Annotated in this window: 20 protein-coding genes and 1 pseudogene; 10 read left to right on the forward strand and 11 right to left on the reverse strand. The window is 69.2% G+C overall.

What is annotated here, in order from left to right; genetic code table 11:
- The first annotated feature begins 108 nt into the window (after positions 1 to 108).
- Entirely contained in the window at positions 109 to 540 is a 432-nt protein-coding gene (locus tag F790_RS0100700; protein ID WP_019590585.1) for a DsrE family protein, read from the forward strand.
- A gap of 79 nt (positions 541 to 619) precedes the next feature.
- Here F790_RS0100700 and F790_RS0100705 read toward each other — a convergent pair whose 3' ends face one another.
- Both F790_RS0100705 and F790_RS0100710 read right to left on the reverse strand, forming a co-directional pair.
- Positions 620 to 1,069, reverse strand: coding sequence for an Rrf2 family transcriptional regulator (locus tag F790_RS0100705; RefSeq protein ID WP_019570551.1), 450 nt, complete (start codon positions 1,067 to 1,069; stop codon positions 620 to 622).
- A 427-nt stretch (positions 1,070 to 1,496) separates the two neighbouring features.
- A complete protein-coding gene (locus tag F790_RS0100710) occupies positions 1,497 to 1,748 on the reverse strand; it encodes a globin domain-containing protein (RefSeq protein ID WP_018871204.1) in 252 nt (83 codons plus the stop codon).
- 183 nt (positions 1,749 to 1,931) lie between these two features.
- Here F790_RS0100710 and F790_RS0100715 point away from each other — a divergent pair, with 183 nt between their 5' ends.
- The 7 genes from F790_RS0100715 (at position 1,932) to F790_RS0100745 (ending at position 7,965) form a co-directional block, all read left to right on the forward strand.
- Positions 1,932 to 2,330, forward strand: coding sequence for a hypothetical protein (locus tag F790_RS0100715; protein WP_018871203.1), 399 nt, complete (start codon positions 1,932 to 1,934; stop codon positions 2,328 to 2,330).
- Positions 2,331 to 2,332: 2 nt separating this feature from the next.
- On the forward strand, positions 2,333 to 2,779 hold the full coding sequence (locus F790_RS0100720) for a glycine cleavage system protein H (RefSeq protein ID WP_019590586.1): 447 nt from the start codon (positions 2,333 to 2,335) through the stop codon (positions 2,777 to 2,779).
- Positions 2,780 to 2,793: 14 nt separating this feature from the next.
- The gene (locus tag F790_RS0100725; protein WP_024329561.1) at positions 2,794 to 3,468 is read left to right on the forward strand and encodes a thioredoxin family protein; all 675 of its coding nucleotides are present in this window, start codon (positions 2,794 to 2,796) and stop codon (positions 3,466 to 3,468) included.
- Positions 3,469 to 3,589: 121 nt separating this feature from the next.
- Positions 3,590 to 5,440: a DHH family phosphoesterase gene (locus tag F790_RS0100730; RefSeq protein ID WP_024329560.1), complete on the forward strand. Its 1,851-nt coding sequence runs from the start codon at positions 3,590 to 3,592 to the stop codon at positions 5,438 to 5,440.
- Positions 5,437 to 5,901: a glycine zipper 2TM domain-containing protein gene (locus tag F790_RS0100735; protein ID WP_018871199.1), complete on the forward strand. Its 465-nt coding sequence runs from the start codon at positions 5,437 to 5,439 to the stop codon at positions 5,899 to 5,901. The genes F790_RS0100730 and F790_RS0100735 overlap by 4 nt, the downstream gene beginning before the upstream one ends.
- A 125-nt stretch (positions 5,902 to 6,026) precedes the next feature.
- The gene (locus F790_RS0100740) at positions 6,027 to 6,641 is read left to right on the forward strand and encodes a hypothetical protein (RefSeq protein ID WP_231363075.1); all 615 of its coding nucleotides are present in this window, start codon (positions 6,027 to 6,029) and stop codon (positions 6,639 to 6,641) included.
- Positions 6,642 to 6,705: 64 nt separating this feature from the next.
- A complete protein-coding gene (locus F790_RS0100745; RefSeq protein WP_019590590.1) occupies positions 6,706 to 7,965 on the forward strand; it encodes an adenosylhomocysteinase in 1,260 nt (419 codons plus the stop codon).
- An 8-nt stretch (positions 7,966 to 7,973) separates the two neighbouring features.
- Here F790_RS0100745 and ribA read toward each other — a convergent pair whose 3' ends face one another.
- Positions 7,974 to 9,119: a GTP cyclohydrolase II RibA gene (gene ribA / locus F790_RS0100750; RefSeq protein ID WP_019021047.1), complete on the reverse strand. Its 1,146-nt coding sequence runs from the start codon at positions 9,117 to 9,119 to the stop codon at positions 7,974 to 7,976.
- A gap of 104 nt (positions 9,120 to 9,223) precedes the next feature.
- On the opposite strand from ribA, the gene F790_RS0100755 reads away from it, so the two are divergent.
- Together F790_RS0100755 and F790_RS14755 are read left to right on the forward strand one after the other, a co-directional pair.
- Complete coding sequence (locus tag F790_RS0100755; protein WP_018871195.1) at positions 9,224 to 10,030, forward strand: RibD family protein; 807 nt, start codon at positions 9,224 to 9,226, stop codon at positions 10,028 to 10,030.
- 163 nt (positions 10,031 to 10,193) lie between these two features.
- Positions 10,194 to 10,718 (forward strand): annotated as a pseudogene (locus F790_RS14755) (alpha/beta hydrolase); the annotation flags it as partial.
- Here F790_RS14755 and F790_RS0100760 read toward each other — a convergent pair.
- From F790_RS0100760 to F790_RS0100795, 8 genes are read right to left on the reverse strand one after another with little or no spacing between them, the layout of a single operon-like run.
- On the reverse strand, positions 10,662 to 11,528 hold the full coding sequence (locus tag F790_RS0100760) for a uroporphyrinogen-III synthase (RefSeq protein WP_019021048.1): 867 nt from the start codon (positions 11,526 to 11,528) through the stop codon (positions 10,662 to 10,664). The pseudogene F790_RS14755 and the gene F790_RS0100760 overlap by 57 nt on opposite strands.
- Positions 11,525 to 12,991 (reverse strand): siroheme synthase CysG, encoded by a 1,467-nt coding sequence (gene cysG, locus F790_RS0100765; RefSeq protein WP_019021049.1) that lies wholly within the window; start codon positions 12,989 to 12,991, stop codon positions 11,525 to 11,527. The genes F790_RS0100760 and cysG overlap by 4 nt, the downstream gene beginning before the upstream one ends.
- Positions 12,992 to 12,993: 2 nt before the next feature.
- The gene (locus tag F790_RS0100770) at positions 12,994 to 15,684 is read right to left on the reverse strand and encodes a nitrate reductase (RefSeq protein WP_019021050.1); all 2,691 of its coding nucleotides are present in this window, start codon (positions 15,682 to 15,684) and stop codon (positions 12,994 to 12,996) included.
- A gap of 1 nt (position 15,685) precedes the next feature.
- Positions 15,686 to 16,057 carry a nitrite reductase small subunit NirD gene (gene nirD, locus F790_RS0100775; RefSeq protein WP_019021051.1) on the reverse strand — a complete coding sequence of 124 codons (372 nt, stop codon included), beginning with the start codon at positions 16,055 to 16,057 and terminating at the stop codon, positions 15,686 to 15,688.
- Positions 16,054 to 18,534, reverse strand: a complete 2,481-nt coding sequence (gene nirB, locus F790_RS0100780; protein ID WP_019021052.1) for a nitrite reductase large subunit NirB — start codon at positions 18,532 to 18,534, stop codon at positions 16,054 to 16,056. The genes nirD and nirB overlap by 4 nt, the downstream gene beginning before the upstream one ends.
- Positions 18,534 to 19,331, reverse strand: a complete 798-nt coding sequence (locus F790_RS0100785; RefSeq protein WP_019021053.1) for an ABC transporter ATP-binding protein — start codon at positions 19,329 to 19,331, stop codon at positions 18,534 to 18,536. The genes nirB and F790_RS0100785 overlap by 1 nt, the downstream gene beginning before the upstream one ends.
- 10 nt (positions 19,332 to 19,341) lie before the next feature.
- On the reverse strand, positions 19,342 to 20,289 hold the full coding sequence (ntrB, locus tag F790_RS0100790) for a nitrate ABC transporter permease (RefSeq protein ID WP_019570561.1): 948 nt from the start codon (positions 20,287 to 20,289) through the stop codon (positions 19,342 to 19,344).
- Positions 20,290 to 20,301: 12 nt separating this feature from the next.
- Complete coding sequence (locus tag F790_RS0100795; RefSeq protein WP_019021055.1) at positions 20,302 to 21,720, reverse strand: CmpA/NrtA family ABC transporter substrate-binding protein; 1,419 nt, start codon at positions 21,718 to 21,720, stop codon at positions 20,302 to 20,304.
- Positions 21,721 to 22,102: the final 382 nt, after the last annotated feature.

A 22,102-nucleotide genomic window follows, 5' to 3' on the forward strand; every position in this document is an offset into this window, starting at 1 on the left:
CCCGATGCGACGCAATCGACATCTGGACGCAGTCTGATTTGCATTCCATATAAGCATTGGACTACATTCGGAAACGCTTACATACCAGCCAAACGGGAGACGTACCCCATGCGTACCATGAAGACCCTTGCAGCCGCCGCTGTCCTGACCTTTGCCGGCGCCAGCGCCGTTCAGGCCGACGAACCCTCGAAGATGTTCTCCAGCGTCACCTCCGGTGACAGCCACACCCAGTTCATGTCGATGGTGCTGAGCAACCAGGCCATGGGTCAGGGTCAGGAAGTGCGCGTGCTGCTGTGCGGCCCGGCCGCCAAGATGGCGACCGACGACTTTGACGGCGCGACCATGCAGCCCGCCGACCGCAACGCCCAGCAGCTGCTGATGAACCTGATCAACAACGGTGCGAAGGTCGAGACCTGCGCCATCTTCCTGCCCAACACCGACTACACCGAAGAAGACCTGATCGACGGCGTCACCCCGGCCGACCCGGAAGACGTGGGCGCCTACATGGCCGACCCGACCGTGCGCTACTTCTCCAACTAAGCCGCACGCTGCCCGGCGACCCCGGGCAGATCCCCGAGGGCCCTCCATCCGGAGGGCCCTTTTTTATGGGCGGGTCGGCTCAGCCGGCGTCGGGGGCGTGCGGTTCGATCTGCAGCAGGGTGCGCAGACGGGCTTCGTTGCGAACGATGTCGGCGAGGGTGTAGCGGTCGAGCACGGCGAGGAAGGCGTCGCGCGCCTCGTCGAGCAGGGGCTTGAGGCGGCAGGCCGGCGCGACCGGGCACCATGGCCGGGTGCAGTCGATCACTTCCAGCGTGGGTTCCATGTTGCGCACAACTTCGCCGAGGTTGATCTCCTCGGGCGCCACCGCCAGCCAGATCCCTCCGCCCTTGCCACGCCGGTTGGCCAGATAGCCGAGCCGCCCCAGGCGGTGCACGATCTTCACCATGTGGTTGCGCGGGACCTCGAAGCGCTCGCTGATCTCCGAGACCGTGGTGCGGCCACCATCGGGCTGCACGGCCACGAACAGAAGCACGCGCAGTGCATAGTCCGTATGGCGGGTAAGCTGCATGGCACCGACCTCTTGCAGAAAGGCCGGCCCGCGCGCAACGCCGGGGCCGGCCCTTGTATTAGCTTTGACTAATTTAACATGCCCCGTACCCGGCGGCACGCGTCGAACATCGCGCCCGTCACCTCCGTGTCACCGGTGTCACTAGGGAAACACTGATCAATGTACACGTTCGCGTTGGCACCCCAGGTTTTCCGAGACAAGGCGCGGTGCGCAGCCGGTAGTGGTTCTACCGGCAAGGGCCGCAACGCAGGATCGGGGAACCTGGGGTGCCAACCCCGAAGGGGCTCGGCCGCCCGTTGTTGATCAAAAACGGGCGCGCGCACGGCGTTGCGGCTCCCTTGTGCAGAATGACTGCACGGCGGTCGCCGCGCCTTGTTCGCACGCAAAAGCGACTCGAGCGCGAACGTGTACATTGATCAGTGTTTCCCTAGTGTGCGATCCGGCGCACGGTGTCTTCCAGCACCTGCGGCTCGTCGATGTGCTCGGCCCACGCCATCACTGCCCGGGCCAGGGCCTGCGGCTGTTCACCGGCGGCCTGATGCGCCTGGTTGAAGACGTTCCTGAGCTCCGGATGGGCCTCGAACATCCGGGCATAGAAACGCCGGGTGATGGTTTCGCCGTGCTCCGCCAGCACGGGCACGGTGGATTTGACGATCTCGCGGGTCCCGGATTCCAGCATGCAGACATTCCTCGGTATTCAGGTGGAGCCGGGAACGCTAATCGCAGATGTATGTAATTAGCAAGTTCTATTTTCTTACCGTGGATTGCAAAACCCCTTTTTCTCTAGCACAGATACGTTGACCCCGACACCTTCCGACTATAAGGTTGATTCAGTATAAATCTTTTCGGAATGGAGAAAGGCGTGCTGACGCGCAACCGTCTGTTCATCACCATCGCTCTCGTCTATGCCCTGCTCGGTGGCGGGGTGGCCGTCCTCTGGCTGCTGGCGCCGGGCACGATCACCGGCGATGCGGTGCGCCTGCATGCCCACCTGATGCTGCTGGGCTTCGTCACCATGATGATCTACGGGATCGGCCTCCATGCCCTGCCCCGCTTTTCGGGACGCAACCTGTTTTCCGAGCGCACCGCCGATGCCCAGTTCGTGCTGGCCAACGCCGGTCTGCCGGCGATGGCCGCCGGCTGGCTGGCCGGCAGCCGCGAGATCCTGCTCGCGGGGGGCCTGCTGACCTGGGCGGCCATGCTGCTGTTCACCCTCAACATCCTGCTCACGGTGCGCCGGCGCGGCCCCGGGGAGGCCTGATCATGAGCGAATATCGCGGCTGCGAGATCCCCGAGGATCTCTACTACGATCTGGATTACCTGTGGGCCCGCGAGGAGGCCGACGGCTGTTTTACCCTGGGGCTGACCGACCCGGCGCAGACCATGGCCGGGCGCCTGCAGTACACCACGTTCAAGCGCCCCGGCACGCACCGCAGGCAGGGCAAGACGCTGGCACGGCTGGAATCCGGCAAATGGGCCGGCGGAGTGCCCGCACCGTTCGACGGCACCATCGAGGAGGTGAATACCGCGGTGACCGCACAGCCCGACCTGGTCAACCGTGCACCCTACGACGAGGCCTGGCTGCTGCGCCTGCGCCCGGACGACCCCGAGACCGCGCGCGAGCACCTGTACACCGGGGAGCGGGCCCGCGAGTCGCTGGAACAGTGGATCGAACGTTACGGCGTGCAGTGCATGCGCTGCGCCGACTGATCCCGGAGGCACGCATGCGCGTACAGCTTCTTGTCTCTCAGTGGTGCCCCTCCTGCGATTCGGCCGAGGCCGTGTGGAGCCAGATCGCGGCCGAACGCGAGTTCGACTTCAGCGTGGTGGACATGGGCACGCCCGAAGGCCGCGAACTGGTCCAGCGGCTGCGCCTGAAGACCGTCCCCGCACTGGTCGTGGACGGCGAACTGCGCGGGGTCGGTGTGCAGAGTCCGGAGGAGGCGCGCGAAATCGTGGCCGGCACGCCCGAGCGCAGCGGCCACTCGGCGCCGGTGGGCATCGCCCTGGCGCCGTCCAGCCGTGCCCATCTGCTGTCCGCGGTCGTGTGGCTGGCGATCGCCGGGGGCCTGCTGGCGCTGCACGGCGGCCTGCTGCCACCCGACGGGCCATGGCCGGGTGCGCTGCATGTCTTCCTGCTCGGCTTTATCACCCCGTTCATCGCCGGGCTGGCGGAACACATGATCCCGCGGTTCATGGAGCGGCCGGTGCGCGCGGGCCCGTGGTCCTGGACCCAGTGGGGCCTGCTCAACGCCGGGGCCGCCGTCACCGCCATCGGCGGCTGGCTCGTCGGTCCGGCACTGGCCGCCGCCGGGATCACCCTCGCCACGGCCGGGCTGGCGCTGCTGACCCTGCGCCTGTGGCCGGCCCTGTGGCCCGCGGCGGCGTCCGACCACTGACGGACCGAACCGCTTCCCGGGACGGGCGTTGCCCTGCCCGCGGACGGGACACTTCCCGGTACGCGCCGCCCCCTCTATCCTGTGCGCCCGTTTCCCGACGACCCACGGTCGCGGTGCCCCGATGTCCAGCACGGATCCCCCGCCTGATCAGAACCTTGCGCCCCCGCCGGAGCCGACCTGGGTCCGGCGCCAGCCGGACCCGGACGTGGAGGCCGCGGCGCGCGCGGCCGGACTGACCCCGCTGCAGGCCCGCCTGATCGCCGCCCGGGTGAGCGAGACCGACACGCAGGTCCTGCGGGCCGGCTTCGTCGAACGCCCGCTGCGCGCCCTGACGCCCCCCGATGCCCTGCCCGATCTGGACACGGCGGCACGGCGCATCCTGCGGGCGCTGGAGGCCGGCGAGACCGTGGCCCTGGAAACCGACCACGACGTCGACGGGGTCACCAGTCACGCGCTTTTGTATCGCGGCCTGACCCGGGTACTGGGTCACCCGGAGGTGCGTCTGCAGTCCTGGATCGGCCACCGGCTGCGCGAGGGCTACGGCCTGTCCGATGCCCTGGCCGACCGTATCCTCGCCGCCCACCCCCGGCCGGATCTGGTAATCACCGCCGACAACGGATCCGGCGACGAGGCACGCATCGCCCGCCTGCACGCCGCCGGCATCGACACCATCGTCACCGACCATCACGTGATCCCGACAGACGGCGTGCCCGCCTCGGCGCTGGCCTGCGTCAGCCCGGCGCGCAGCGACAGCCGCTATGGCGACCCCGCCATCGCCGGCTGCATGGTGGCCTGGCTGCTGCTGATGCGCGTCCACCGCCTGCGCCAGCAGGACACCGGGCGCGAGGATGCCGCCGGGCGGGCACTGCTGATCGACCTGCTGGCCGAAGTGGCCGCGGGCACCGTGGCCGACTGCGTGACGCTGGGCGACAGCCTCAACAACCGGGTGGTGGTCCATCAGGGCCTGCGGCGCATGAACGCCGACGACACCCGCCCCTGCTGGCGGGTCGCGGCGCGGCGGCTCACCGGCGGGGAGCGCCCGCTGGATGAATCCGACCTGGCCTTCGGCCTGGGCCCGCGCATCAACGCCCGCGGCCGCCTGGACGAGGCAATGGCCGGGGTCCGCTTCCTGCTGGCGGAGGACGAAGCGGAAGCCGAGCACTGGTGGTCGGCTCTGGACGAAGAGAACCAAAACCGGCGCCGCATCGAGCGCGAGCTCACCGTGCGTGCCCGCGAGGAGGCCGCCCGGGCCGCCGCCCGCGGGGTCTCGGGTCTGTGCCTGTGGCTGCCCGACGGCCACCCGGGGGTACACGGCATCATCGCCTCGCGCATGGTCGAGGCCCGCGGCCTGCCGGTGCTGTGCGTATCGCCGGTATGGGAGTGCGACCGGCGGGTGACCGGCTCCGCGCGCGGGGTGCCCGGCTTCCATGTCGCCGATGCATTCGCCGCGATGGCCGCCGCCGAACCCGATCTGCTGGAGAAATACGGCGGCCACGCGCAGGCAGGCGGCCTGACGCTGGCCCGCGCCGACCGCGAACGCCTGGCCCGGGCCTGGGAACGGGTCTGCGCCGACAGTCAGCGCGAGCACGGCTGGACACCCGGCCCGGTGCTGGAGATCGATGGCGAGGGCCCGTCCCCGCGTGCCCTGGCGGCCGGGACCCTCGAGCAGATCGACGCCCTCGCCCCCTGGGGCCGCGGTTTCCCGCGCCCGGTGTTCGTCTGGGAAGGCGAACTGCGCGGCCTGCGCCGGATGGGCGACGGACGCCATCTGCGGCTGCGTCTGGAGACGGCCGATGGTGACCTGCAGGGGATCTGGTTCAATGCGCTGGAACCGGATGCACGGGATCCGTGGCCGCCGGGAACCCGGATACAGCTTGCGGGGTCTCCTGAATGGAACCATTACAACGGCACGTCAAGGCTGCAGGTCCGCATTCACGCGGCGCGGTGGGCGGCCGTGGGGAGAAAACCATGAAGTTCGTTCGCCAGTCCCTCATCGTCACCATCGTTGGCGGCACCGCCCTGGCCCTGGCCGCCTGCACCCACCCTCCCACCCGCGAACAGACCGGCGCGGTCATCGGCGGCGCGGCCGGGGGCGTCATCGGCAGCCAGATCGGCGGCGGCCGCGGGCAGATGGCCGCCACCATCGCGGGGACCCTCGCCGGTGCGGCCATTGGCGGTGCCATCGGCCGCTCCATGGACGAGGTCGACCGCATGCGCGTGCAGCAGACCCTGGAGACCGCCCCCGACCGCGAAACCCGGGAGTGGCGCAATCCCAACACCGGACAGCAGTACCGGGCCACGCCGAAACGTACCTATGAACGCGACGGCCGCCCGTGCCGCGAATACGAAGTGCTGGCGACCATCGACGGCGAAGCGGAGACCATCACCGGCACCGCCTGCCGCGACGTCTACGGCAACTGGGTCATGCAGTAGCCCGACGCGGCGCGGGCCGCGCGGCTTCACGCCCGGCTAACGGAATGGCCCATTGGGTGTATTGTTCCGCCGTGTGAATTCCCTCAAGGTCTGGCCAAGATGCTGAATCGGAGGGACCTTCACCCATGCATTCACCCATGCATCCGCCCGGGCACCCCGCCCCGCTGCGCGCGGACCTGCCCGGGCCCGCATCGGGCGCGTCCCCCGGGACCCCGTCGCAGGCAGCCGCGTCCGGCGACCTGCTCCGGATCGAGCGGGACGCCCCGCCGGACCTTCGTCTGATCCTCCGGCGCCGACGCTGGTGGCAGCGCCTGCTGCGCCCTTTGCTGGGGCCGCTGGAACGCCCCCTGCCGGATTCACGGCTGACCCGGCGTGTGCGCATTAGCGCCGCCTCTGCAGCAGATCACGAGGCCCTCAGGACCAGCCCCAGCGCGCAGACCGCGCTGGTCGACCTGTTCCGCGCCGAACGCCACTGGCCGGTGGATATCGTGACCGTCGGCTTCGACAACGGCCGGGCACGAGTCGAAGGCCGGATTCTCGAACCCCTCGATGAAGAACGGTCGCGGCGGCTGCACGCGGAACTGCATGCTCATCTCGATGCCGCCTCGCATGCCCTGGCGATGACCTTCAAGGGCCGCGCGGGCCGGCGGGCGCAGCGTGCCGCGGGGGCCTCGCCCGTGGTCATGCTCGGCCTGCTCGCCCTGGGCCTGGTGGCCATCCTCGTGGTGGCCCTGCTCTGACGACGGTGGACGTCCCCACCGGGGCGCGGCACACTCCCGCCTTTCGCATTCACGGGAGGACGTCATGGCCGCGGACATCGAACAGGGTCGCCAGAAACTCGCCTGGGCACGGGAGCACATGCCGGTGCACGCCGCCCTGCGTGAACGCCTCGGCCACAGCCGGCCGCTGGCCGGCATCACCCTGGGTGTCTGCTCCCATGTGGAGGCCAAGACGGGCGTGTTCGTCGAGACGCTCGCCACCGCCGGCGCCGAGGTGGTGTTCACCGGCAGCGAGCCGGGCTCCAGCCAGGACGACGTGGTCGCCGCCCTCAACGAGCAGGACGGCATCACCGGCTACGCCCGGCGCGGGGTCTCCGAGGAAGAGCTGGAAGCTCTGCACCTGCAGGCGCTGGACCACGGACCGAGCTTCATCCTCGACGACGCCGCCGAGCTGACTGCGCGGCTGGTCCACCAGCGCCCGGCGCTGCTCGACGAGTTCATCGGCATGTGCGAGCAGACCACCACCGGCGTGCAGCGGCTGCAGGCGATGGCGCGCGCCGACGCCCTGCCGTTCCCCGCCTATGCGGTGAACAACACGCCGATGAAGCACGAGTTCGACAACATCCACGGCACCGGCGAGTCGTCGCTCACCAACCTGCTGCTGACCACCAATCTGCTGCTGGCCGGCAAGCGGGTGGTGGTGGCCGGCTTTGGTGACTGCGGTCTCGGCATCGCCGCCAAGGCGCGGGCGCTGGGGGCGCGGGTGGCGATCACCGAGATCGAACCGCGCCAGGCACTGCGCGCCCACATGGCCGGCTTCGAGGTGATGCCGATGCTGGAGGCGGCCGCCTGGGGCGAGATCTTCATCACCACCACCGGCAACCGCGACGTGATCCGCGCCGAGCACTTCGAGGCGATGGCCGACGGCGCGCTGCTGGCCAACGCCGGCCACTTCAACGTGGAGATCGACGCCGAGGCGCTGGCGGGGCTGAGCGTCGAGCCGCCGCACGAAGCGCGGCCGGGCATCATGGAGTATCGCCTGGCCGACGGCCGCCGCCTGCATCTGGTCTGCGAGGGCCGGCTGGTGAATCTGGCCACGCCCACCGCCATGGGCCACCCGGCCGAGGTGATGGATCAGACCTTCGCCATGCAGATCGTCGCCGCCTGCCATCTGGTCGAGCGCGCGGCGGGGCTGGAGCCCGGTGTCCACCCGGTGCCCGACGCGGTGGACCGCGAGGTGGCCGAGCTCAAGCTGGAGACCCTGGGCATCGGCCTCGACACCCTGACCGAGTCGCAGCAGCGCTTCCTCTACGCCTGGCGCGACGATCAGATCAAGGGGGTCTGAGCACCCCCCTAGCCGCGCTCGGCCTCGGCGGCGAGCAGTTCTTCCAGCCAGTGCCCGCCACGATCCGCCTTGGTGCTGAGATAGCGCAGGTTGTGCGGGTTGACGGTGCCATGCACCGGCTCGCGCGACGCCACTTCGATCCCGCCGGCACGCAGGGCGTCGATCTTGGCAGGATTGTTGGTCAGCACGCGCACACGGTCGATCCCGAGGAACTCCAGCATCTCTACCGCCGCCTCGTAGCGGCGCCCGTCGGCACCGAAGCCGAGCTGGCAGTCGGAGTCGATGGTGTCCATGCCGGCATGCTGCATGGTGTAGGCGCGCAGCTTGTTGGCCAGACCGATGCCGCGGCCTTCCTGAGCGAGATACAGCAGCACCCCGCCACCGCTGTCGTTGATCATCTTGACCCCGCGACGCAGCTGATCCCCGCAGTCGCAGCGCAGGCTGCCGAACAGGTCGCCGGTCAGGCAGGCCGAATGCAGGCGCACCGGCACCGGATCCGGCCAGCGGCTCGGCTCGCCGATCACCACCGCCACGTGTTCCTGGATCCCGTTGCCCTCGCGAAACAGCATGAACCGGGTCACCGGAGCGTCCGCCAGCGGTACCGGGGCCTCGCTGACATGCGCCAGCTCCAGGCGCGGATGCTCCGCCACCTCGCGCGCCTGCGCGGCGTCCACGTCCAGCAGCATGCCGTCTGCCACCGCCGAGGCGATCGCCTCGGGCTCCGGATCGGGGATGAAGGCCGTCACCACCGCCGGCAGCAGCCGACCGGCACGAACCAGCTCCAGCGCGGCGGCCTCGCTCTCGCCGGCGCGCTGGAGCACCGCGCCTTCCAGCAGGCGGGCGGCGGAACTGGCATCATCGGAGCCTTCGGGCGCGCTGGCGAGGACAAACAGCGATTCCGGATCCACCGTGCCGGTCGGCTGCAGCGCCACGCCTTCCCAGCCTTCTTCCAGCGGTTGCGGCCAGCCCATTGCCGACGCCCGGTGGGGGGTTAGAATCAGACGGGGCCGTCCGCCGGTCATCACGGTCAGACGATCGAGCTGTCCCGGTGTCAGGCCCTCGACGGCCGCTGCAAGGACATCCGTTCCGGAACCGCTGACACGAATCGGATGGCCCCGGCGAAGGTCAAAGATCCCGCGATCGGCGTTGTGCATCGGGTACTTCCATACGGAGTCGGGTTGATGAAGTTAGCTCCTCGAACGGTCAGACTACCCCAACTGCCCCGCCGCCGTCCCCAAACCCTGCTCGGGGAGAAGCCATGAGCGAAGAAATCATCACCGAAGCGCGGGCCTGGCGATGGCTGCTGACCCGCTGTGACAATGCGGCCTGCCAGCCCCTGCCGGGCCCGCTGGCCCCGGCCGCCCACGAGGTCCTGGACCTCTACGGCCCGATCCTCGAACCCGACACCATCGCCATCGGCCAGCTGGGACAGAGTCTCGACGGACGGATCGCGACGCATACCGGGCACTCCCAGTACGTGACCGGACCGGAGGACATCCGCCACCTGCACCGACTGCGGGCCCTGGTGGATGCCATCGTGGTGGGTGCCGGCACCGTCGCCAGCGACGACCCGCAGCTGACGGTGCGCGAGGTCGAGGGCCGCAATCCGCTGCGCGTGGTGCTGGACCCCGAAGGCCGCCTCGCGGCCGATCACAAGGTGTTCGCGGCCGGCGGGCCGACCACCCTGGTCCTGCACAAGCCCGGGCATGCCCCCGATCACCTGCCGGCCCACGTGGAACGCGCGGAGCTGCCCGTCGAGACGGTAATGGCCGACGGCGAACAGCGCGAACGCTTTGCCCCCCGCCGGGTGCGCGACCACCTCGAGGCGCGCGGCCTGAACCGCCTGCTGGTGGAGGGCGGCGGGCGTACCGTCTCGCGTTTCCTGGCCGCGGACACCCTGGATCGCCTGCATCTCACCATCGCCCCGATGATCATCGGCTCCGGCCGCCCGGGCATCACCCTGCCTCCGATCGACTCGCTGTCGCGGGCACTGCGACCGCCGTTTCGCGAGTTCCGGCTGGGCGGCGACAACCTCTATGACCTGGACCTGCGCAGCAAGCCCTGACCCCCCCGCCGCCTCCGGAGCGCGCATGACACGCCTCGCCCGTCTCATCCCGGCACTGCTGGTCGGCCTGCTGCTCGGTGGCTGCGCCGCCACGCCCGCCGGCCTTCCCGCACCGGCCACCGAGAATCCCGAGCCCGCGCGGCTGGAACAGGGTCTGGCCCGGATGCCCGACGGGAGCGAACTGCCGCTGCGCCGCTGGGGTCCGCGCGAGCCCGAACGGGTGGTCCTCGCCCTGCACGGTTTCAATGACTACGGCGGCAGCATGCACGCCCTCGCACGCCCGCTGGCCGCCAGCGGCATTGCGGTCTACGCCCCGGACCAGCGCGGTTTCGGCCGCACCGACTCGGCCGGGTACTGGGCCGGCCACACGGCCCTGGCCGTCGACGCCCGCGCCCTGCTCCGCGCCCTGGACGAACGTTACACGGACCTGCGCCCGTACGTGGTCGGCAAGAGCATGGGCGCGGCGGTGGCGACCCTGGCGGTGACCGGCGAGCCGGCACCGGCCGCAAGGGCGGAGCCGGCCATCCAGCGCAGGAAGGATCGGCGCGAACGCCGTGTGGACGTTGGTTTCATGGCCCGGATCACCGCAGGGGATTCAATCCGTGGGCCATCCGCCCGGGCCACAAGTTCCCTACGCAGCCGCCCGCAGATGCCGGGTAAGCGCCGAGACCAGCGGCTTCATGAAGTAGCGGCCTTCGGGGACCACCGCGGGAGAAATGCCGTGGGTGCGCAGTTCCTCGGCCACCACCGGGCCGATCGCGGCGACGACGGTCCGGCCGAGCGCTGCCAGCAGCGTGTCCTGATGCCCCGAGTCACGGGCGACACGCAGCAGGCGCCGCACCTGGGCCTGGCTGGTGAAGGCGATCGCATCCACCTCCCCCGCGATCAGGGCCTCGATCAGCCCGGTCACGCGCCCGGTCGCGGCGGCGTCCGCATAGCGGTAGGGCCAGACGGGAAAGACCTCGGCGCCCGCCTGCTCCAGGAACTCGAGCAGGCGGCGGTTGGGTTCCGCGCCGTAGAGCTGCACCCCGATACGCTGCCCGGCCAGATGCTGCCCGGCCCGATCCTGTCCGGAAAGGGTTTCGATGATGCCCTCGGTCGTCGGTGTGGCCGCGATCGCATCCGGCCGCACGCCGAAGGGCTTCATTGCCCGCCCCGGCTTGGGGCCGCGCACCAGGGTCGGCGTCCGCGCCACGGCCGCCAGCCAGGCGTCCTCGCGTTCGGCACTCCGGGCAAAACCGGTCAGGCGGGTGAAGCCCTCGCCGGTCAGGAAGATCAGGCGGTCGAACGGCGCCTCGATCGCCCGGTGCAGCCAGGCCTCGATCGCCGTGCGGTCGGGGCTGTCGTGGATCGCGATAAGGGGACAGCGCCAGACCTCGGCCCCGCGCCGCTCCAGCAGACCGGCGAAGACCTCCAGCGCCCGGCTCTCAGGCAAGGCGACGCGGCGACCCGCGAGGCCACTGGCCGCCACCTCCGGCAGGACGGATGCGGCCGTCACGCCGCGCTCGCCGCCGCGGCCCGCGACCCCGGCCCCGACATCGGCATCGGCTGCGGAAACACCGTGGCGGCCCCGGCATCCGGCTGGAACCAGGCCAGACGCGCGTGGCAGGCCGCTACCTCGCCGATCACGATCAGGCTGGGCGAACCCACCTGCTCGCGCTCGGCACGCGCGGCCAGCTTATCCAGCGTGCCGCTGACCACGCGCTGGCGGGCGGTGGTGCCGTTCTCGATGATCGCCGCCGGGGTCTGCCCGGCGCGGCCGGCACCCTTCAGCCCCCGGCAGATCTCGCCCACGCCCTTGCGGCCCATGTAGAACACCAGGGTCTCGCGGGTACTGGTCAGCTGCGACCAGTCCACATCCAGCCGCCCTTCGCGGGTATGGCCGGTGATGAACCGCACCGACTGAGCATGGTCGCGGTGGGTCAGCGGTATGCCGGCATAGGCGGCGCAGCCGCTGGCCGCGGTAATGCCGGGGACGACCTGGTAGGCCACGCCGTCGCGCGCCAGCACATCCAGCTCCTCGCCGCCCCGGCCGAACACGAACGGGTCGCCGCCCTTCAGCCGCGCCACGCGCTTGCCCTCGCGCGCCAGTCGGGAGAGCAGCGCGCTGATCTCCTCCTGCGGCACGCAGTGATGGTCGCGCTCCTTGCCGACATAGAAGCGCTCGGCCTCGCGCCGGGCCAGGTTCACCACCTCGGAGGACACCAGCCGGTCGTAGACGACCACATCCGCCTGCTGCAGCAGGCGCAGCGCGCGAAAGGTCAGCAGGTCGGGATCGCCCGGCCCGGCGCCGATCAGGTAGACCTCGCCCGGCGTGCGGGCCGAGGCATCCGCCAGCTCCTGCTCCAGGCGCGCCTCGGCCGCGTCCATGCGCCCGGCCAGGGCGAACTCGGTGGCTGGCCCGGCAAAGGCCCGTTCCCAGAACGCGCGGCGCGCGTTCACGCTGTCAAAGTGGGTGCGCACCCGGTCGCGCAGACGCCCGGCGAGATCGGCGAGCCGGCCATAGCCGGCCGGGATCAGGCTCTCGATCTTCGCGCGCAGCAGGCGCACCAGCACCGGGGCGCGGCCACCGGAGCCGATCGCGATGGTCAGCGGCCCGCGCTCCACGATCGCCGGCAGGATGAAGCTGCACAGCTCGGGCTGGTCGGCCACGTTCACCGGGATCGAACGCGCGATGCAGTCCTCCGAGACCTGACGGTTCACCGCCGCGTCGTCGGTCGCGGCGATCACGATCGCCACCCCCGCCAGGCATTCGGTGTCATAGATCCCCGGATCGCGGCGGATCGCCCCCGGTTGTTCGCGCAGCAGGCGCTCGGCGGCGGCGCTGTACTCGGGGGCCCGCAGGCGCACCCGCGCCCCGGCCTCCAGCAGCAGCGCGGCCTTGCGCGTGGCCACCGGCCCGGCCCCGACCACCAGGGCCTCGCGGCCGTGCAACTGCATATAGATCGGCAGGTGTTCCATGCTTATCCCTCCCGCGCCACGGGGTCCGTGGGCGCCTCGGCTTCTTCATTCAACAGGGTCTGGATCTCGGGGCTACAGGAGCCGCAGTTGGTCCCGGCCTCGAGGGCCGCACCGACGGCCTCGCAGGTGGCCAGCCCCTGCTCGCGGATCGCGGCCCGGATACGCGTCTCGTCCACGCCGAAGCAGGCGCAGACCATGCGTCCGCGCGCGGCCTGGCCGTTCGGCGGTCGCCCGGTCAGGAGCGCCATGCGCTCGGTATCGCTGATCGTCTCGGCCGCGAACAGGCCGGCCAGCCACTCGCGCTCGGGCAAGCCCCGGTCGGGGCCCGCGAACAGCACGCAGGCGAGCCGGCCCTCGTGAATCCGCGCGGCGCGATAGCGTCCCCCGGCGGGGTCGGCGAACTCCAGCCATTCCCCCGGCCCGTCCAGGCGCTCGCGCCACGCATCCATCGTGGGCGGTGCGCCCCGCCCGGCCAGTTCGGTGCGCAGGTGTCGGGGACCGCGGGCGGTGACCGCATAGTCCGCCTCCGGCGCGGCGATCGGCTCGCGGCTCAGCACGAAGCCGTGCCAGTCCAGCGTCGCCGGGCGGGCGGCCACGGCCGTATGCTTGAACGCTGGCTGCCCGGAGACCGGGTCGACATGCGCGGGCACCAGCGCATCGACTCGGGCGAGCCGCGCGATCGGCCGGCTCCAGTGCATGGGCACGAACACGCTGCCCGGGCGCTGCTCGCGGCTCACCTGCACCCGCGCGAGCAGACGACCGTGGCGACTGGTCACCTCGGCGAGATCGCCGGCCTGGACCCGGAACAGTCCGGCATCCACCGGATGGATCTCGACGAACGGTTCCGGCTGATGCGCACTCAGGCGCGGGGTGCGTGCGGTCCGGGTCATGCTGTGCCACTGGTCGCGGATGCGGCCGGTGTTCAGGCGCAGCGGATACTCGGCATCGACTGGGTCGGTCGGAGTCTGGGGGGTCACGGCCGCGAGCTGCGCGCGGCCGCTGGCGGTAAAGAAACGGCCATCGGCATAGAGGTGTTCGGCGCCCGTCCGACTCCCCGCCGGCAGCGGCCACTGCACCGGCTCCAGGGCGTCGTACTCGGCGTCGGACAGCCCGGCCAGCGCGCCGATGTCGAAGTCGCGCGTGCCGTGGTTCTCGAAGGCGGACAGCGCCGCATGCTCGCGGAAGACCTCGCCCGGGCGGGTATAGGGAAAGGCGTCGGCGAAACCCAGGCGCTGCGCGACCCGGGCCAGCGCCCACCAGTCGTGGCGGGCCTCGCCCGGGGGCGCCCGGAACGGGCGCTGGCGCGAGATGCGGCGCTCGGAGTTGGTTACCGTGCCGTCCTTCTCGCCCCAGGTGGTCGCCGGCAGCAGGACGTCGGCTACCCGCGTGGTCTCGGTCTCGCGCACGCAGTCGGAGACCACGACCAGCGGGCATGCGGCCAGGGCCTGCTCGAAGCGCGCGGCCTCGGGCAGGCTGAACAGCGGATTGGTGCCGATGATCCAGACCGCCTTCACCTGCCCCGACTCGACCGCGCGGAACAGGTCCAGCGCCTTCAGCCCCGGCTGGCGCGCGAGGTTCGGTGCGCCCCAGAAACGTCCGACCCGGTCCAGGGCCGCGTCGTCGAAGCCCATGTGGGCTGCCAGCTGGCTGGCCAGTCCGCCGACCTCGCGCCCGCCCATCGCGTTCGGCTGGCCCGTCAGCGAGAACGGGCCCATGCCCGCGCGCCCGATACGGCCGGTGGCCAGGTGCACATTGAGGATCGTCCCGGCCTTGTCCACGCCGCTGTCGGACTGGTTGATGCCCTGGCAGAAGGCGGTCACGGTGCGTTCGGTACGGGCAAACCACTGGAAGAACGTTGCCACCGCCTCCGGCTCCAGTTCGCAGGCCTCGGCGGTCGCGGCGATCGACGGGCTGGAGGCCCGCGCGGCCGCCAGGGCGTCGGCGAAGCCGTCGACATGCCGCTCCAGGAAGCCAGGGTCCAGCGCATCCTCCCGGCGCAGATGGTCCAGCAGGCCGTTGAACAGCCAGGCATCCGTACCCGGCGCCAGCGGCAGGTGCAGGTCGGCCGCCTGGGCGGTGGCCGTACGCCGCGGGTCGATCACCACCAGCTTCATCTCCGGGCGCGCCGCGCGGGCGGCCTGCAGGCGCTGGAACAGGACCGGGTGGGCCCAGGCCATGTTGGAGCCCGTCACCACGACCAGATCGGCCTGCTCGAGGTCGGTATAGCTCCCCGGCACGCCATCCACCCCGAAGGCGCGGGTATGGGCGGCCACGGCGGTGGACATGCAGAGCCGGGAGTTGGTATCGATATTGGCCAAACCGATGAAGCCCTTCATCAGCTTGTTGGCGACGTAGTAGTCCTCGGTCAGGATCTGCCCGGAGACGTACAGGGCGACCGCATCCGGCCCGTGTGCCGCGATGGTCTCGCGAAAGCCGTTCGCCACATGATCCAGCGCGGTCTCCCAGTCGACACGCCGCCCGCCGATCTCCGGGTGCAGCAGCCGGCCCTCGTCGTCGAGGGTCTCGGCCAGTGCCGCGCCCTTGGAGCACAGGCGACCGGCATTCGCCGGATGGGCGGGGTCGCCGCGCACCGCGACCGGAAACTCGCCTTCCGGCGTCGCGGTCACCTCCACGCCGCAGCCCACCCCGCAATAGGGGCAGGTCGTACGGGTGACCGACTGTTCCGCAGCCATCTCAGCCCGCCTCGCGGCAGGCGGACGGCACCGCCGCGGAATCGTCCGCAGCGTTGGCCGTGGCGCCGGAGAGGTCCAGCCACACCTGACCGTCGGTCACCCGGATCGGGAAGGCATGGGTGCACCCACTGTCCGCCCCGGTGGCCTCGCCGGACTGCAGGTCGATCACCCAGTTGTGCAGCGGGCAGGTCACGCGCTCGCCGTGGACGATGCCCTGCGACAGTGGCCCGCCCTTGTGCGGGCACTGGTCGCGCAGGGCAAACACGCGGTCATCCGCAGTGCGGAACACGGCGATGTCGCCGTTCGGGCCCGCCACCACGCGTGCACCCAGCGGCGGGATGTCCTCGAGCGGACAGATCGCAAGCCAGCTCATGCCGACACCCCCTGGCGCGGGGCCGCGTCCACCGGCTTGATCGGGATGAACTCGTGCGCCGCATGCCCGGCGGCGCGTTCGGCCCAGGGGTCCACCTGCGCCACCTCCTGCGACTCCAGGAAGCGGGCGTACAGCGCCGCGCGGTTCTCGGCGTCGTCCACCAGGCGTTCCTTCACCCGGGTCAGGCCGACGCGCTCGATCCACGGGGCGGTGCGCTCCAGGTAGCGCGCATCTTCGCGGTAGAACTGCATGAAGGCCCCGGCGTATTCGAGCACCTCGACCTCGGTCTCCACCTTGCAGAGGAAGTCGGTGGCGCGCACCTTCACCCCGCCGTTGCCGCCCACGTGCAGCTCGTAGCCCGAGTCCACGCAGACCACGCCCAGGTCCTTGATCGTGGCCTCGGCGCAGTTACGCGGACAGCCGGAGACCGCCATCTTGAACTTGTGTGGCGTCCAGGAGCCCCAGGTCATCCGCTCCAGCTGGATGCCGAGTCCGGTCGAGTCCTGGGTGCCGAAGCGGCACCACTCGGAGCCAACACAGGTCTTCACCGTGCGCAGGGCCTTGCCGTAGGCATGGCCGGAGACAAACCCGGCGGCGCCGAGATCGCGCCACATCGCCGGCAGGTCGGCCTTCTGCACCCCCAGCAGGTCGATGCGCTGGCCGCCGGTGAACTTGACCGTGGGCACCTGGTAGCGCTCGGCCACCTCGGCAATCGCGCGCAGCTCGGCCGGCGTGGTCACTCCGCCCCAGATGCGCGGCACGACGGAATACGTTCCGTCCTTCTGGATGTTGCCGTGCGCGCGCTCGTTGATGAAGCGCGACTGGGCGTCGTCCTGGTAGTCCTTCGGCCAGGCCGCCAGCAGGTAGTAGTTGAGCGCCGGACGGCAGACATGGCAGCCGTTCGGGGTCTTCCAGTCGAGGGCCTCGAACACCGCGTCCATGGTCTTCAGGCCGTCGCGGGCAATGGCCGCGCGCACCTCGTCGTGGCTGTGGTCGGTGCAGGCGCAGACCGGCTTTTTCGCCGGGGCGTCGGAGTAGTCTCCACCCAGCGTGGTGGCGAGCACGGACTCCACCAGCCCGGTGCAGGACCCACAGGAGTTCGACGCCTTGGTGTGGGCGCGCACGTCCTCCAGCGTGAACAGCTTGTGCTCGCTGATTGCCTGGACGATCTCGCCCTTGCACACGCCGTTGCAGCCGCAGATCTCGGCCTCGTCGGGCATGGCCGCGACCCGCGAGGCCTCGTCGCCGTGGCCGGAGTCGCCGATATGCGCCTGGCCGAACAGCAGGTTCTCGCGGATGTCGGCCACTGGCGTGGCGTCGCGCATCAGCTGGAAGTACCAGGAGCCGTCCAGGGTATCGCCGTACAGCACGACCCCCTGGATGCGGTTGTCCTTCAGCACCAGGCGCTTGTAGACGCCGCGCGCGGCATCCTTGAACACCAGGTCCTCGGTGGTCTCGTCACCGGTGAAGTCGCCGGCGGAGAACAGGTCGATCCCGGTCACCTTCAGCTTGGTGGAGGTCATCGAGCCCTCGTAGCGCCCGATACCGTACTCGGCCAGGTGGTTGGCGCAGACCTTTGCCTGTTCCCACAAGGGCGCGACCAGGCCATAGGTGGCGCCGCGGTGCTGCACGCACTCGCCGACCGCGTAGATCGACGGGTCATAGGTCTGCATGGTGTCGTTCACCACCACGCCGCGCTCGCAGTGCAGCCCGGCGGACGCGGCCAGCGCCGTGTTCGGGCGGATGCCGACCGCCATCACCACCAGATCCGCCTCGACCTCGCTGCCGTCGGTGAAGCGCACACCGGTGACGCGGCCCTCGCCCAGGATCGTCTCGGTCTGATGCGCCATGCGAAAACGCATGCCGCGCTCCTCCAGCGAGCCGCGCAGCATCCCGGCGGCCTCGGCATCCAGCTGGCGCTCCATCAGGTGCTCCATCAGGTGCACCACGGTGACCTCCATGCCCTGGCGCATCAGGCCGTTGGCGGCCTCCAGGCCCAGCAGGCCGCCGCCGATCACCACCGCATGCTTGTGTGCGCGGCTGGCCGCGAGCATCGCGTCCACGTCGTGGATGTCGCGGAAAGCGACCACGCCCTCCAGTTCATGCCCCGGCACCGGGATCATCACCGGGTCGGAGCCGGTCGCCAGCAGCAGGCGGTCATAGGGCGCCTCGGTGCCGTCCTCGGCGATCACCCGCCGGTTCACGCGGTCGATCCGTTCGATGCGTCGGCCCTTGTGCAGGGTGATGCCGCGCTCGGCATACCAGGCATCGTCGTTCAGCATGATCTCGTCGACGGTCTTCTCCGAGGCCAGCACCGGCGAGAGCATGATGCGGTTGTAGTTGCCCCAGGGCTCGGCACCGAACACGGTGATGTCGTACATGTCCGGCTTGAGCTTCAGCAGCTCCTCGACCGTGCGCATCCCGGCCATGCCGTTGCCGATCAGGACCAGCCGCGGCTTGTCGTTCGCGGTATCCATCACGCGGCCTCCGACTCGGGATTCTTGTGACGCTCGTGGAGGAAGCGCAGCACCTCGGCCCGGTAGTGGTTGTACTGCGCGTTGTCGGCCATCACCAGGCGCTCGCGCGGCTTTGGCAGGTCGATCTCCAGGATCTCGCCGATGGTCGCGGCCGGGCCGTTGGTCATCATCACGATGCGGTCGGACAGCAGCACCGCCTCGTCCACGTCGTGGGTGACCATCAGCACGGTGTTGCCCAGATCCGACCGCAGCTTCATGACCTCGTCCTGCAGATGTGCCCGGGTCAGCGCATCCAGCGCGCCGAACGGTTCATCCATCAGCAGGACCTTGGGCTCCATCGCCAGCGCCCGGGCGATCCCGACGCGCTGCTTCATACCCCCGGAGATCTCACCGGGGTACTGATCCTTCGCGTGGGTCATGTGGACACGTTCGAGATTCTCCAGCGTCCAGGCGTCGCGCTCGGCCTGGGGAGCTCCGCGGCGCACTTTGTCAACGGCCAGACGGACATTCTCGTACACCGTCATCCAGGGCAGCAGGGAGTGGTTCTGGAACACCACGGCACGCTCTGGCCCGGGTTCCACTACCTCGCGCTCTTCCAGAAGAACGCCCCCAGTGGTTGCGCGCAGCAGCCCAGCCACGATGTTCAGAACGGTGGACTTGCCACAGCCGGAATGCCCGATGATGGATACGAATTCGCCTTTCTGGACCTTCAGATTCACGTTGTTCAGCACGTTGAGCGGCCCGCGTGGAGTCGCAAACGTCATGTCCAGATAATCGAGATTGAGATAGTGACTCATGTGTTTCTCCTTACGCGGGCGCGTAGTCGAAGCGTTTCTTGATCAGGCCCACCCCAGCGTCCAGGGCGATGCCCACAAGACCGATCACGAAGATCGACACGATGATCGAAGCGACATTGAGGTTGTTCCATTCGTCCCAGATAAAGAATCCGATGCCGACCCCGCCGGTGAGCATCTCGGCCGCCACGATCACCATCCAGGCAATCCCCAGCGCCAACCGCATGCCGGTGAGGATGTAGGGCATGGTTGCGGGGATCAGGATCTTGCGCGCCGCCTCCAGGCGCCCGAGACGGAGCACCTGGGATACGTTGGTGTAGTCACGCGGGATGGCCTGGACCCCGGCCGCGGTATTGATGAGGATCGGCCAGATGCTGGTGATGAAGATCACGAAGATCGCGGAGGGATTGACCGCCTGGAACACCAGCAGACCGAGCGGCAGCCAGGCCAGCGGGGACACGGGACGCAACAGCTGCACGACCGGGCTAATGGCGCGGCGCATCGAGAGCGAAGCGCCCATCATCAAGCCCAGCGGAATGCCGACCAGTGCTGCCAGGCCGAAGCCCGCCAGGACGCGGCCAAGGGAATACATCACCTGCCAGCCGATCCCCATGTCGTTCGGACCGTAGTCGTAGAACGGATCGCTTAGCAGGTAGACGGCCTCGGCCCACACTTGCCCGGGCGTCGGGAGGTCCGGCGAGACCGTCGACTGCAGCCAGGCCCAGCCCCCCAGCAGCAATCCGAACGCAATCAGCGGGAGTGCCAGCACAGGAATCCAGCGCTGGAACATATCCGCCATCACCTCGAATCGGTCATCGTGTGCCGATTCGATCGCCCCGGCGGTGTCGTTGCGTTCCGCCGGTTTGGTTTCCCGGCCAGCGGCGGCCTCCGTTCGACCTTCGGCGTCCTTGTCGTTCTCGCGTTCAACCGCCAGTTGCATATCGGCGTAATTGGTGGACATGGTGGGCCTCCCTCAGCCGTTGACGTCGGCGAGGTCATCGAGGGCGACCTTGCGACTGTGTACATCGAAACCGTCGACATAGCCGACAAGGTCATCCGGGTCATAGGCGCGGTTATCAATGAACCGGTCAGGGCCCATCTCGATCGGCGAGGAGGCCGCCTCCAGGGTCCAGTGTTCATTGCGTGTGCCTTCCGTCTTCCAGTCGATCTCGGGATAGGCGACGCCCACTTCTGCAGCCGCTTGCCGATACAGTTCGGGGCGATAGACCTTTTCGGCCACCGCACGCATATCCACAGGCTCTTCCAGCTGCCCCCAACGAACCATCTGCGTGACAAACCAGGCCGCATGCGAGCGCCACGGAAAGCTGGCCGCGTAACGGTGGAACACATTGAAGTCCGGGAAGGGTTCGGGGTCTCCGTCCGGATTGAACTGGAGCGTCCCCGTCATCGACATGGCCACTACGTGTTCAGGGGCGTTGACAAAACGGCGGCCCGAAATGATGCGCACCACTTCTTCGCGATTCTCGGGCTTGTCCATCCACTCGTTGGCCTCGATCAAGGCCCGCAACGCTGCCTGGTGCGTATTCGGGTGTTCTTCCGCCCAGCTCTCCAGTACGCCAAACACCTTCTCCGGATTGTTGTTCCATATCTCGTAGTTGGTGACCAGGGTCTTGCCGATACCCATGTCCACCGCACGCATGTTCCAGGGCTCGCCGACGCAGTAGCCATCCATGTTGCCCGCGCGCAGGTTGGCCACCATCTGGGGTGGCGGGATCACAACCAGGCGGACATCCCGATCCGGGTTGATCCCGGAAGCGGCCATCCAGTAGCGCAGTTCATAGTTATGCGTGGATACGGGGAAAACCATGGCGAAGGTCATCGGGGCACGGCCCGCTGCCTGGTCGGCATCGATGACCTTCTTCAGGGCGCGCGCGGAAATCGGCCGTTCGTTCATAGCCTCCGGATCGGCCTCGACCATCCGGTCGTAGAGCTCGTTGGAAACGGTAATCGCGTTGCCGTTGAGGTCCATGCTGAACCCCGTGATGGTGTTGCGCTGGGTAGCACCCACGCCCAGCGTCGCGGCGATCGGCATCCCCGCCAGCATGTGCCCGCCATCCAGGCTCCCAACGGAGACCTTGTCGCGAATATTGGCCCAGGAAGCCTCCTTGGCCACATGGACGTCGAGCCCGTGGCGAGCGAAATATCCCTTCTCCTGGGCGACTACGAGCGGAGCACAATCCGTCAAGGGGATAAATCCGAACTCGAGCTTGGTCTTTTCCAGCCCTTCGGATCCCCCGGCATAGGCCGCCGACCGGAAAAAATCCGGATGCATCCCCAAGGCGGCGCCCCCTGCCAGAACGCCGCCGGCCTGAAGGAAACGCCGGCGCGACAGGCCGGAGGTCTTTTTCGTGTCATTCGTGTGATCGGTCATTGCGGGTTCACTCCCCTTGTCAGCAAACACATCCCAAAAACGAAAAAAGGCGTCCTATCAGCCCGGCCGCGTTTGCAGCCGGGTGATGGACGCCTTTGTCCAGTCCCGTGGGAGGCCCGGTCGTCGGGTCTCCCTGTTGTCAGGCGACGAACCGCCGTTGGCTCGTCTTGCCGGTATTCCTGCAGGAGGTGTGCCAATTAGCCGTTGCTGATCGACCGATAGGGCGCAAAGCCTATCCTGACGCGGAAAAATCGGACGGTTCCCGGTACTCAATCGAATCTTCGCAGGGGAATATCACTCGCAAGCGGCACCACCCTGGGGCACACCGGCGGTGCAGATGAACCGCGCTGGTGCACTACCTGTAGGAGCCGCCTTGGCGGCG

Origin of the sequence: Thioalkalivibrio sp. ALE20 (assembly GCF_000381405.1) — a bacterium.
Taxonomy (GTDB): domain Bacteria; phylum Pseudomonadota; class Gammaproteobacteria; order Ectothiorhodospirales; family Ectothiorhodospiraceae; genus Thioalkalivibrio.